The organism is Segatella paludivivens DSM 17968 = JCM 13650 (genome assembly GCF_000373185.1).
GTDB classification, from domain to species: domain Bacteria; phylum Bacteroidota; class Bacteroidia; order Bacteroidales; family Bacteroidaceae; genus Prevotella; species Prevotella paludivivens.
On sequence record NZ_KB890626.1, the window covers coordinates 200,348 to 211,965 of the forward strand.

The following is an 11,618-nucleotide window of genomic DNA, read 5'->3' on the forward strand; positions in this document are numbered from 1 at the left end:
AAACTAAGCAACAACACAACCTACCGAAGTTTATCAACAATTGATTAAACACAATAATAACAATAGAAATTCCCCTATTCTCATCATTAACATTGATTGGAAACAATATCCATACGAATGGTTATTTCTAGCTGATTTTACCTTATATTAATTTAATCAAAGAGCTTCTTCCAAATCCACAACACAACTACTGCACCAAGAATGCAGAATACGAAATTTGCAATATACCCCCTCCCAAATAGTTCAATATTCAGCAAATGACTTATTAAAGCTCCAGCATAGCTACCAACTATACCAATTATGAGGTTCATACAACATCCTTTACCCTTACCGATCATAATCTTGTTAGCAATGTAACCGATGAAGATGCCTGTCAGTATAGGCCATGCTGTAAATTCTGCAATGTGTTCTAACATACTTATTATAAATATCCGTTGATTATATTCCTTAACTCTGCCAGCGACAATGCACCACTTTGTCTCCAAAGCGACTGCCCGTTACGAAATAACATTAGTGTAGGTACTGACTGAATCTTATATTGCCCAGCCGTTACGCCTTGTTTATCTACATCTATCTTGATGATGCGAATGCTATCGCCCAATGCTTGTTTCAATTGTTCTAGAATGGGATGCATCATCTTGCATGGTTGACACCATGTAGCGAAGAAGTCCACCAATACTAGTTTATCGCTTGATATTACTTCATTGAATGTTTCCATAATTTGTATTTTAAGTTTAACTATTTAGTCCAAACCATCTTTACTAGGATGATGAGGTTTCAATACACCTGGCACTACATAACCAAGGATTACATAAATAACCAGTTTTAATCATAAAAGTTCAATTTGTTATTATGAGTACAAATATACTTATTTTCTCAATTCTATGATGGATTGAGTCTAAAATTTTGTTTTACAATTGCTATATTTAACACTTTCATCAAATTATTATAACTACTTATTTACTGCGACAGCAAATACAAACTGTTGATTAAATATTCAAACAAAAACATTGTATATAAATTGTGAATCTTAGTTAACGTAAATAAGCATAAAGCCTTATAACATCACATTTCCTACTTTTTGGTAACTATCTCACTTTTTAGTACCCTATTGCAAACGAAATTTTTATATGGTAACTTTGCCATATCAAGACAATGAAACATAACAATTTAAATATAAAACTATAATGAAGAATTTTAAGAAGACAACTGTTGACATGAGTGCTGCTCGCACAGAGCTCCATGAGTTATTAAACCTAACAGGTGAAGAGATTTCTATAAACAATATGCCTGCTGGTGTTCAAATACCTTTCGCTCATAAGCATAAGCAGAATGAAGAAGTATATGGTGTGATATCAGGTAAAGGCATTATGAATATTGACGGTGAGGATGTAATTCTAAACGCTGGTGATTGGATTCGTATAGATACTTCCGCAAAACGCCAGCTTCGTGCAGCTGATGATAGTGCCATCAGTTACATCTGTATCCAGACAAAGGCAGGCTCATTAGAAGAGTTTACTGCTAAAGACGGAGTTATCCTATAAATACTTATTTTATGGATATATGATGATGATACTTTTGTTTTGCATGTCTTAATCATAAAGAGCAAAACATAAGTATTATCACTATCAATTAGAAAAAGTTCTTCACCTAACAAAGATAAGTTAAATAACTAAACAATAGATATTTATCTTTATTAGGTGAAACTTTTAGTTTAATAGACTATCTATACATTATTATGTCACTCCATTGTCATGTAAGTATCTATTTTCTTATTCTGTAAAGCCTTTATCTTTCATATTCTCGGCATTCACAAATAAAGCCATGCCTGTTTTCATCTTCTTGAAACTGTTCTTTACCAGTAGAAGCATATAACAATATAAATATCTGTGGTTTACACATATTCTTTTTTCTGAAAAATACTATATTTAAGTTTGTAGTATTAAACATAAAATGTATATTTGTGAGCGTTGTTATAACATTGATAACAACTCGTGTCATTATTAGTATAAATTTTAAGATATTGATTATGGACAAAAAAGCAGATATTGGTTTAATAGGACTCGCCGTAATGGGCGAAAACCTTGTTTTAAATATGGAAAGCAAAGGCTTTGCTGTTGCTGTGTATAACCGTACAGTACCTGGTGTTGAAGAAGGCGTAGTGGAACGGTTTATAAATGGACGTGGCAAAGGAAAGAATATCATAGGTTGCACAGAAATCAAAGATTTTGTAGAGAACATCAATACTCCCCGCAAGATCATGATGATGGTACGTGCTGGGAATGCTGTAGACCAACTCATGCAACAGCTTTTCCCGTTACTTTCACCCGGAGATATCATCATTGATGGTGGCAACTCTAACTATGAAGATAGCAACCGCCGTGTGAAAGAAACAGAAAAACGTGGATTCAGATTTATTGGAACTGGCGTAAGCGGTGGTGAGTTTGGTGCATTGCATGGAGCCTCTATCATGCCCGGAGGATCACAATCAGCATGGAGTGAAGTAAAACCTATATTACAATGGATTGCTGCAGTAGCAGAAGATGGCACTCCTTGCTGCGATTGGGTTGGTCCCGAAGGTTCTGGACACTTTGTAAAGATGATCCACAACGGGATAGAATACGGTGACATGCAACTCATCAGTGAGGCTTACTTCTTGTTGAAACATTTAAAGAAGATGGATAATGAAGCGATTGCTTCTGTTTTTGAACATTGGAACGAAGGGCGATTGCACAGTTATCTAATGGAAATATCAGCTCAGGTACTACGCCACCGAGATAAGAACGGTGACTATCTGATTGATAAGATATTGGATACTGCTGGACAGAAAGGAACAGGCAAGTGGTCGGTCATCAATGCAATGGAACTCGGTATGCCGCTGGGGCTGATTGCTTCAGCAGTGTTCGAGCGTAGCCTCTCTTCTGACAAGAACCTGCGTGTGGAAGCTTCCAAACGTTTAGCAAAAGACCGCAAGATAGAAGCAACAACAGACCTATCATTTGTTGATGATATCGAACAGGCACTCTATGCTTCTAAATTGGTATCTTATGCTCAAGGATTTGCTGTTTTACAAAAAGCTTCAGACAACTTTTCGTGGAATCTCGACTTAGCTTCTATCGCACGTATGTGGCGTGCTGGCTGTATCATCCGTTCTGCCTTTCTAAATGATATTTCAGATGCTTACCAAGCTTATGATAAACCTAAGCACCTACTCTTTGCACCTAAGTTTGCAGCAGAAACTGCACAGGATCTTAAAGGATGGAAAGCTGTTGTAATCAAAGCACTTCAAGCAGAACTTCCAGTGCCAGCACTCAGTTCTGCTCTTAATTACTATCTATCTCTCACCACTGCTAATCTCCCTGCAAATATGATACAGGCACAACGTGACTTCTTTGGCGCACATACCTTTGAGCGCAACGATATGCCACGCGGAGAGTTCTTCCATGAAGACTGGACCGGCAAGGGCGGCAACACTCATTCTGGTAGTTATAATGTATAATCACATAAATATGAGTAATTATGCCAAAGTCATTTTCATTCATCATCTTCGGTGCCTCGGGGGATCTTACCAAACGTAAACTCTTTCCGGCACTCCTTGGTCTCTTCTCCGAGAAACGCTTACCTCAGAAGTTTGAGATCGTGGGTATAGGGCGCACACCTTATAGTGATTCAGAATATCGTAATTATCAGCATAGACAATTGCCGAAATATATCAAAACAGAAACTTGGAACGAAGAGCTGGTTAATAGTTTCATCTCTCATATCCGCTACGAGACGATGGATCCTGCAAAGGAAGAAGGATATTCCATACTTGCAAAACACTTGAAAGCAAGCAATAGCGAGAGCGTTATTTATTATCTGGCTACTCCTCCACTACTTTATGGTGTTATTCCACAGCATTTAAAAACATTCGGTCTGAATGGCGAGAACACACGCATCATTGTTGAGAAACCTTTTGGTTATGACCTGACCAGTGCCAAACAATTAAACGATATTTACAGAGATGCCTTTCAGGAACAGCAGGTTTACCGCATTGACCATTTCTTAGGCAAAGAAACAGCACAGAATATTCTAGCTTTCCGTTTTGCAAATTCAATCTTCGAACCGATATGGAATCGAAACTACATTGATTATGTAGAGATTACTTCGGTAGAAAATCTAGGCATTGAAAACCGTGGAGGTTATTATGAGACAGCAGGTACAATGCGTGATATGGTTCAAAACCATCTGGTGCAGCTTCTTGCCTTGTGTGCAATGGAACCTCCAGTAAAGTTTGATGCCGACAGCTTCCGCAACGAGATTGTGAAAGTGTATGATTCACTGGTACCACTAACAGAAGACTATATCCGTGATAATGTAATCCGCGGACAATATATAGCAGGAGGTGATAAAGTTGGTTACCGGCAAGAGGCTCATGTGTCACCCGACTCACGCGTAGAGACTTTCTTTGCGATGAAGGCAGAGATAGACAACTGGCGATGGAGCGGCGTACCCTTCTTCTTTAGAGTGGGCAAGCAAATGCCTACCAAGGTGACAGAGATCGTTGTTCATTTTAAAAAAGTACCTCATCTGCTTCTTAACAATATGAATGGGGCCCATCCGCATGCCAACAAACTTGTGTTACGTATCCAACCAAACGAAGGTATTGTGCTGCGCTTCGACATGAAACTGCCAGGAACAGGATTCCAGACCAAACAGGTTGATATGGATTTTGTTTATGATAGTCTGAGTAATGTGAAAACTGGTGATCCATACGCCCGCCTCATTGAAGACTGCCTTATGGACGATCCTACCCTCTTTACGCGTGATGATGCCGTAGAATCGTCATGGAAATATTTTGATGCAATCCTTGATTACTGGGAAAAATATCCGGAGACACCTCTCTATGGTTATCCTGCAGGAACGTGGGGACCCTTGGAGAGTAATGCCCTGATAGAAAGCGTTAACGGTAATTGGACCAATCCATGTAAAAATTTAATACATACTGATGAATACTGTGAACTCTAAACTTTCAAAACTCCCACGCCACATGTTCAATTCTCCGTTGGAGTTAGCACGCACATTGATTATTCGTATGAATGAGCAAGCCTTGGAAAAAAATGATGACGAGACTTATGATGTAGCACTTAGCGGCGGTTCCACGCCCGATGTGCTTTTCCGTTTGTGGGCAGACGAATACGCTCAAACAACGCCATGGAGGAAATTCCGCTTTTTCTGGGTAGATGAGCGTTGTGTCCCTCCCACAGATGAAGCTAGCAATTACGGTCGTTTCAAGTTCCTTCTTTCTGGCAGTATACCAGATTTGAAAGAGGGAGAGAATGTTTTTCGCATTATCGGTGAAGCCGACCCGAAAGCAGAAGCGTTGAGATATTCTGAATTGGTGACGTCACAGGTTCGGCAATTTGATTGCATCATTCTCGGTATTGGTGATGACGGTCATACCTCGTCCATATTCCCTGGACAGGAACACCTACTCTCTGCGTCTCAACCGTATATGCCATCAGTGCATCCCACAACAGGAGTTAAACGTGTGGCAATGACAGGAAAGCTGATGATGCACGCTAAACAAACCATTTTTATGATAACGGGAAGTGGGAAATCCAATATCATCAACCGTATCATCGATGAAGGCTTCGACTGCCCTGCTAGTCGGGTAATGCAACAGGCAAAGGCTCCTGAAATAATCGGAGATAATGCGGCTTTAAAGAATATTTATCCAACAAAATAAGGTTTATAAATATAATTTAAAACATTAAATATCAATTACTTATACTAAACATATAAAACTTTTAGTTTAATAAACAGTTCTAGCATTTTTTGGAGTGATATCCTAAAAAATTAAGATGACATACATTACAATTCATCTTAAGTTTTTATCATATCACTCTATAGTTATATAAACCACAATTTCACTATTCTGTAAACCCTTTGTCTTTCATGTTCTCGGCATTAACAAATAAAGCCATCCCTGTTTTCATCTTCTTAAAGCCTTCCTTTTCATAAAATGCTTCTTTACCAGGAGAAGCATATAAAATGCAATTGCAGTTTGGTATATTTCCAACAATAGCACGAACGATCGTTTTGCCAATACCCTTCCCTTGATAACTTGGCATAACGGCTACATCATAGATGGCTGCTTGGTATTCTCCATCAGATATTGCTCTTCCAAAACCAATCAGTTTATCTGCATCAAATACAAAAACAACAGTATGACTGTTATTAAATGCCCGTTGATGAATCTCAGCAGTACGATTAGCCATCCCTGCCTTTTGTAGTATATCCACCACCAAATCCCAATCAATATTAGTAGTGTTAAGTTGTATTCTCAAATTCATAAGTTGCTGTTATTATTTTTACCTTAAAGGTATATTAGTTACACATGATAAATCACATAAGAATACTCAATCAATCCGCACAGAAGAAACCCAATATCTCTCGCAGATCTCGCAGATGTTAAAACTCATTTAATTTAAAATACAGTATTGATTACTTGTAAACTATAGCAGTTATCAAGTAATACTTGACAACTGGATTCATTGTCAGTATATCTCTATTATATTTGTTCACGGTAAATGTTTGCTAAGGTTTTACCCTCACTATCTTTCCAAACATTCCAACCATTCACGCTACTTCCTGTACAGAAGTCGGCTGCTGAACTTGGACTTGAAAATGTCTTGTCTGAATTCATTACCAATTTATCATCTTGTATTGAGCAATATTCATTCACAAGTCTGTTTCGCTTATCTTTCCACTGAAGAGAAGCAACAGTATCTTTAGCAACTACGCTTCCTTTCAATACCGTAAACCCTGTGGAATTATAAAAGCCTTTAGCATCGCACTTACGGCCACTAATGAAAAACAAATGCTGTTCCTTAGCCTCTATAGTATCAAACAGATTACAACCAACAAATGAAGCTAGGAATTTAACATCTTCAAAAAAGATATCCATTGCATCTTGTTGTGGCTCTGACATATTAGGAGCTTTCGGTATTTGTTTATTTTCATTCAGCACATACGTATTCGTATTCTTAGCCAAAGCGATAGCCTTATATTCAAGGTATTGCACATCAGCTTTTGTTATATCTTCGTCTTTAGAAACGAAGACCAAAGCCTTCTGCCAAAATTTCTTCTTATTATCATGGTCTTTCACACGCTCCTTGAAGTTTTCCGTCTCACCGATATATGCTTTTGGTTTAGTATCTTCATCTTCACCAAGCAGAATGTAAAATGCAGGCTTATGTAGTTCCTCTCGCTCATTCAGTATAGTAAGATTAGAACGTGGCACTACGTACATCTTACATAAACTATTACTAATGTATACGTATTGTGGTCCTTTAGGATCACTCTCAATTAGATATGTTGTTATTGTTTTGCCCATCGCATGTTTATTTTAAAATGGTAAGTCATAGTTGTCAAAGACAATATTCTCAGCAACAGTCTCTTCTGAAGTATCTAGTAAATGTATATCTTTGATTTTACTTCTGTAAGTACTATACGTTTCACTATTATCAAGTTCTAACCTTCTAGCTTTACCCATATTCAAAAATGCGAGTTCTTTTTCAATACCAACAAAACGTCTTCTTAAAAGGCTAGACGCTATACCTGTGGTACAGCTCCCCGAAAACGGGTCTAAAATCCAATCACCTGGACGTGTAGATGCCATTATTATACGTGATAATACAGACAAAGGCTTTTGTGTAGGATGTTTACCGCATGATTTCTCCCAACGAGCAATAGAAGGTAAGCGCCAAACATCAGTCATCTGCTTATTATCATTGAGCTTTTTCATCAAAGCATAATTATAACAATGAGGAACTTTTGGTGATTTCCTTGCCCAAATTATAAATTCAGTTGAGAATGTAAAATATCTGCAACTAATGTTTGGTGGTGGATTTGTTTTAGCCCAAGTTATTACATTCAAAATTTTAAAACCTAATTCCGTTAAACAATTTGCTACAGAAAAGATATTATGATATGTCCCACTTATCCAAATAGTTCCATTATCCTTTAACTTGTCCTTACACAAGGAAATCCATTTAAGGTTAAATTCCGCCATTTGTTCTGGTGTTCCTCCTTTATCCCAATTACCCTTGTTAACACATACAACTTTTCCGCTCTGTATACTTATTCCACCATTGGATAAGAAATACGGAGGGTCAGCAAAAATCATGTCAAACTTAAAGTCAAACTCTGTAAGGAGTTTAAACGTATCGCCATGTGCTAACAAAAAATCCTTATTCGATGATGTATAGAAAGACTTTATCATTAGATTTCATATGAATGAATAATCGCTTTATCATTATTATTTGTACTAGGTACAGGTAACCCAAATTCCTCAAGTGGTATGTATCCAAAATAATATTTACATCCTACACTGATAATGTAGTCTAACACATCTTTATATTTCTCGTTTTTAAACCAATCATCAAGAATGTAACAATACTCTACTTTATAATTCAATTCTGAAAACAATTTAGTATATTGCTTTTTCTTAAAATCACAAGTTTGCAATTTTTCATCGACGCTGCCAGCAATCTCTTGATGCTTGACTTCCAAAATAAAAGCTGTATTATTTACTATAACATATATACAATTATCCGGCAATAATTTTTTCGATAGATGCTTTGTCCAATCAACATGATTGTCTGCTAAAAAAACATATAATTCATGTTTTTTAAAGAGTCTTGCTACGAGCTTCTTATTATAATAAACTTTTGTTTTATTGACAGAATATCCACTTTGTTGATTTAGAAAGACTGCCAAATCAACATTGGCCTCATATCTTAGTCCTGTAATTGTATTAGAACCACCAGTTCCTCCTTTTATCATTGGTTATCAACTTTAGTTCGTTCACATACTCCGTTATAATATCCTAATGCAAAAGCAGCATGAGGACTTTTGTGTCTTTGGGCTCCTGCTTGGCTTTCTTCCAAACTAGACAAAACCGTATCAATACGAAGTGAGCCATCCAGATTATATCCTGCTTCGTATCCTGCTTCATAAGCACATGCTGCACATTTATGCCTTCCAACACCACCTTGGTCAGTTGGTAGAAGATCCATTAGATCCTTAAGATCCTGATGATTTTTTTCACAAACCATGTTATTCTTTTATTAGTTTAATAAAATCTACTATATTTGTAAGATTGTAAGTACTTGGAATGGTATTGTATGCTTCTTCTAATTTATTCTTAGCTGAGAGCCATCCTTTGCCATCAGTTATCCAGACAAATTCGAATCCACTAATACTATTAATTTTAGGAGCAATATCAGAATATGATCGAGCTACCTCATTTAATTTTGAACCATTGCTACTATAAAAATTAACCTCAATAAAGTACGTTTTTGTTTTTGTCTCAATAACAAAATCGAAACGTTTTAAATCAACACCTAGAACCGAAAGTTCAACATAATCAGTAGAACTAACTTGTTTTTTATAACTAATAGCGTTTTTTGAGAAGATACGAGCTACGGTTTTTTCCATAATATCACCACCTCTATTTTTACGTGCATTAGTATCCAAACCGGTCTCAACTCCAAAAACATAGTCAACAAGATTAGTTATTTGTTTATTTTTGAAAACCTCTTTCAATCCTGTATCTTCAATAAATTCAATAACTCCTTCTGGACTATCAAAGAATGAGCTAATTGATTTTAAATCACCATTTTTATCAAATGATTTTTTATTATCTTTACGCCGTACAGCGATCAAAATATCAAGCACGTTAAAAACATTATTGTTTTCTTGCCACAATTGACGAATTGCAGCTTCCATATCTTCTTTTCCTATTAGATAATTAAGTTGGTGAAGTTTAATAGAAACGGCATTTACATTTCTATTAATCTTCTCAAAATCACAAAAGTAATCTAATGTCGCATTAGTGTCTAATAATTGCGACATAAATTCATCATACTGTTCTTTTGTATGTGCGTTGTTCATAAATCGTATTTATATTAATATTAGTCTCAGATTCCCTTGCAGCAATATTATCATAATTTCTTATTAATAATTCCGAAAGTTTACCCCTTTTGCTTGGATTGGCACTCACAGATCTACTAGTAAAGACTCTTTGTATATCATATTCTGAATACAGGTCATCAAAAAAAGTATCATCAGGATTTCGTCCTCTACAATCTGAATTACTCAGCATTAGCAAACATCCTTTTCCTGACAGTCTATCATAATACTCTTTCAAACGTATTTGCTCCTCGTCATTAAATGCTTCTTTCGCGTAAGAATTAAAGCTTGATGTGGCATCTAATGGACGATATGGGGGATCAAAATACATGAATGTATTTTCTGTAATATAATCTTCAGTTCGCTCAAAATCACCATTTATCATTTGAACTTTTTGTAAAAGTTCACTATCAGAATATATCGTATCTGCATCACATATTTTAGGATTGGAATAGCGACCAAAAGGAACGTTGAATTTACCTTTAGAATTAACACGATATAATCCATTGAAACATGTTCTATTTAGAAAAATAAAATACATCGTGTTTTCAATATCTGATAATGCGTTATTATTATAAATATCACGTGACTCAAGATAAAAAGCTTTTCTTTTTTCTTCTGTCAATAGTCTCACATATTCACGTTGAATTTGTTCTAAAGATATTATTATTTTCTCAGGATATGTCTTTATAACATTATATGCTTTTATTAAATCAGGATTGACATCATTGATAATTGCTTTAGTTATATTATTAAAATTCTGCAACATAAAAAATAACATAGCTCCACCTCCAACAAAAGGTTCTATGTATGTCATATTTTCCATATTTCCAAGCTCATGAGGAAGTAACATATTAAATGTATCAATAAGTCTTTTTTTTCCTCCGACCCACTTTATAAAAGGTTTTGCCATATTCTTTATCTATAATGTTCTATACTTACGTCTTGCAAAGATAGTCTTTTTTATTGAATCAAACAATATGTTTAAATTTTAAATTTAAGCAAAATATGATTTTTATATAGTCTATAAAAATAAAGGGACTCTACAATGTTCAATTTATAAAACATTATAATTGGAGCAAGTATACAAAAAAAATCAATACGTGATATTGATTTGATATAAAAGTTATGCCTAAATTACTCCGCTAATGTCTTTCTCTGCGAAATAATGCAGCTTGCTGCATTCGTCTGCGTAATCTGCGTGATCTGCGAGAGAATAAACACGCAAGAGTACTCAATCTATCACCAAGAAAATAAACAACACATTATCTGCGAGACCCATATAAACAAGAAAGAGGGATGCACTTTAGCGCATCCCTCTCCTATTATCCTGCAATCCATACCGTGCAGCTAAGTAGCGCTGTGAGCGCTGCGATTAACCATATTAAGTTGGTTATAATTTTAATTAAGTCGTTGAAATCATGATAGCTCACTTGGCTATTCCTGTGTTTCATTCTGTTGCGTCCCGAGCAACCCTAGAAGACTGGAAGAGATAGCGATTACTATCTTGATGATCCATGAAATGTTTACTTTGTTCTTTTCCATTTTGTTCTGTTTTTAATTCGTTGTTTCTTTGTGTGTGTTGTTAAAACAAAGTCCCCCCTGTGCGCATCAGAGGGGGACGATGTTTAAGGCTTTACTACTCCGCCGTTTGGATCACC

At 36.0% G+C, this 11,618-nt stretch carries 14 protein-coding genes; 4 read left to right on the forward strand and 10 right to left on the reverse strand.

The features are described 5' to 3' along the window. Nucleotides 1-152 precede the first annotated feature (152 nt). Both B045_RS0100940 and trxA read right to left on the reverse strand, forming a co-directional pair. On the reverse strand, nucleotides 153-416 hold the full coding sequence (locus B045_RS0100940; protein ID WP_018462390.1) for a GlsB/YeaQ/YmgE family stress response membrane protein: 264 nt from the start codon (nucleotides 414-416) through the stop codon (nucleotides 153-155). 5 nt (nucleotides 417-421) lie between these two features. Continuing rightward, entirely contained in the window at nucleotides 422-718 is a 297-nt protein-coding gene (gene trxA / locus B045_RS0100945) for a thioredoxin (protein ID WP_018462391.1), read from the reverse strand. A gap of 469 nt (nucleotides 719-1,187) precedes the next feature. Here trxA and B045_RS0100950 point away from each other — a divergent pair, with 469 nt between their 5' ends. The 4 genes from B045_RS0100950 to B045_RS0100970 all read left to right on the forward strand — a co-directional run bounded on the left by B045_RS0100950 (nucleotide 1,188) and on the right by B045_RS0100970 (nucleotide 5,728). Further along, nucleotides 1,188-1,544: a cupin domain-containing protein gene (locus tag B045_RS0100950; protein WP_018462392.1), complete on the forward strand. Its 357-nt coding sequence runs from the start codon at nucleotides 1,188-1,190 to the stop codon at nucleotides 1,542-1,544. Between the two features lie 485 nt (nucleotides 1,545-2,029). Then, nucleotides 2,030-3,499 (forward strand): decarboxylating NADP(+)-dependent phosphogluconate dehydrogenase, encoded by a 1,470-nt coding sequence (gene gnd / locus B045_RS0100960; protein ID WP_044067519.1) that lies wholly within the window; start codon nucleotides 2,030-2,032, stop codon nucleotides 3,497-3,499. A gap of 20 nt (nucleotides 3,500-3,519) precedes the next feature. Further along, entirely contained in the window at nucleotides 3,520-5,007 is a 1,488-nt protein-coding gene (gene zwf, locus B045_RS0100965) for a glucose-6-phosphate dehydrogenase (protein ID WP_018462395.1), read from the forward strand. Beyond that, on the forward strand, nucleotides 4,997-5,728 hold the full coding sequence (locus tag B045_RS0100970; RefSeq protein WP_238311976.1) for a 6-phosphogluconolactonase: 732 nt from the start codon (nucleotides 4,997-4,999) through the stop codon (nucleotides 5,726-5,728). The genes zwf and B045_RS0100970 overlap by 11 nt, the downstream gene beginning before the upstream one ends. A 184-nt stretch (nucleotides 5,729-5,912) precedes the next feature. On the opposite strand, the gene B045_RS0100975 is transcribed toward B045_RS0100970, so the two are convergent. The 8 genes from B045_RS0100975 to B045_RS15825 form a co-directional block, all read right to left on the reverse strand. Beyond that, nucleotides 5,913-6,335 carry a GNAT family N-acetyltransferase gene (locus B045_RS0100975; RefSeq protein WP_018462397.1) on the reverse strand — a complete coding sequence of 141 codons (423 nt, stop codon included), beginning with the start codon at nucleotides 6,333-6,335 and terminating at the stop codon, nucleotides 5,913-5,915. Nucleotides 6,336-6,553: 218 nt separating this feature from the next. After that, on the reverse strand, nucleotides 6,554-7,378 hold the full coding sequence (locus B045_RS0100980) for a GIY-YIG nuclease family protein (protein ID WP_018462398.1): 825 nt from the start codon (nucleotides 7,376-7,378) through the stop codon (nucleotides 6,554-6,556). A gap of 12 nt (nucleotides 7,379-7,390) precedes the next feature. Further along, entirely contained in the window at nucleotides 7,391-8,266 is an 876-nt protein-coding gene (locus tag B045_RS0100985; RefSeq protein WP_018462399.1) for a DNA-methyltransferase, read from the reverse strand. Continuing rightward, nucleotides 8,266-8,829, reverse strand: a complete 564-nt coding sequence (locus B045_RS0100990; RefSeq protein WP_018462400.1) for a hypothetical protein — start codon at nucleotides 8,827-8,829, stop codon at nucleotides 8,266-8,268. Before B045_RS0100990 ends, B045_RS0100985 begins: the two co-directional genes overlap by 1 nt. Next, on the reverse strand, nucleotides 8,826-9,101 hold the full coding sequence (locus B045_RS0100995) for a hypothetical protein (RefSeq protein WP_025882979.1): 276 nt from the start codon (nucleotides 9,099-9,101) through the stop codon (nucleotides 8,826-8,828). The genes B045_RS0100990 and B045_RS0100995 overlap by 4 nt, the downstream gene beginning before the upstream one ends. 1 nt (nucleotide 9,102) lies before the next feature. Beyond that, nucleotides 9,103-9,939 carry a type II restriction endonuclease gene (locus B045_RS0101000; RefSeq protein WP_018462402.1) on the reverse strand — a complete coding sequence of 279 codons (837 nt, stop codon included), beginning with the start codon at nucleotides 9,937-9,939 and terminating at the stop codon, nucleotides 9,103-9,105. Continuing rightward, on the reverse strand, nucleotides 9,908-10,870 hold the full coding sequence (locus tag B045_RS0101005) for a DNA adenine methylase (protein ID WP_018462403.1): 963 nt from the start codon (nucleotides 10,868-10,870) through the stop codon (nucleotides 9,908-9,910). Before B045_RS0101005 ends, B045_RS0101000 begins: the two co-directional genes overlap by 32 nt. 524 nt (nucleotides 10,871-11,394) lie before the next feature. Continuing rightward, entirely contained in the window at nucleotides 11,395-11,502 is a 108-nt protein-coding gene (locus tag B045_RS15825; protein WP_373277731.1) for a DUF6486 family protein, read from the reverse strand. Nucleotides 11,503-11,618 lie beyond the last annotated feature (116 nt).

Excerpts from the sequence above, each read along its gene's own strand:
- B045_RS0100940 (WP_018462390.1), bottom strand. The coding sequence starts at position 416 with ATGTTAGAACACATTGCAGAATTTACAGCATGGCCTATACTGACAGGC.
- trxA (WP_018462391.1), bottom strand. The coding sequence starts at position 718 with ATGGAAACATTCAATGAAGTAATATCAAGCGATAAACTAGTATTGGTG.
- B045_RS0100950 (WP_018462392.1), top strand. The coding sequence starts at position 1,188 with ATGAAGAATTTTAAGAAGACAACTGTTGACATGAGTGCTGCTCGCACA.
- gnd (WP_044067519.1), top strand. The coding sequence starts at position 2,030 with ATGGACAAAAAAGCAGATATTGGTTTAATAGGACTCGCCGTAATGGGC.
- zwf (WP_018462395.1), top strand. The coding sequence starts at position 3,520 with ATGCCAAAGTCATTTTCATTCATCATCTTCGGTGCCTCGGGGGATCTT.
- B045_RS0100975 (WP_018462397.1), bottom strand. The coding sequence starts at position 6,335 with ATGAATTTGAGAATACAACTTAACACTACTAATATTGATTGGGATTTG.
- B045_RS0100980 (WP_018462398.1), bottom strand. The coding sequence starts at position 7,378 with ATGGGCAAAACAATAACAACATATCTAATTGAGAGTGATCCTAAAGGA.
- B045_RS0100985 (WP_018462399.1), bottom strand. The coding sequence starts at position 8,266 with ATGATAAAGTCTTTCTATACATCATCGAATAAGGATTTTTTGTTAGCA.
- B045_RS0100990 (WP_018462400.1), bottom strand. The coding sequence starts at position 8,829 with ATGATAAAAGGAGGAACTGGTGGTTCTAATACAATTACAGGACTAAGA.
- B045_RS0100995 (WP_025882979.1), bottom strand. The coding sequence starts at position 9,101 with ATGGTTTGTGAAAAAAATCATCAGGATCTTAAGGATCTAATGGATCTT.
- B045_RS0101000 (WP_018462402.1), bottom strand. The coding sequence starts at position 9,939 with ATGAACAACGCACATACAAAAGAACAGTATGATGAATTTATGTCGCAA.
- B045_RS0101005 (WP_018462403.1), bottom strand. The coding sequence starts at position 10,870 with ATGGCAAAACCTTTTATAAAGTGGGTCGGAGGAAAAAAAAGACTTATT.
- B045_RS15825 (WP_373277731.1), bottom strand. The coding sequence starts at position 11,502 with ATGGAAAAGAACAAAGTAAACATTTCATGGATCATCAAGATAGTAATC.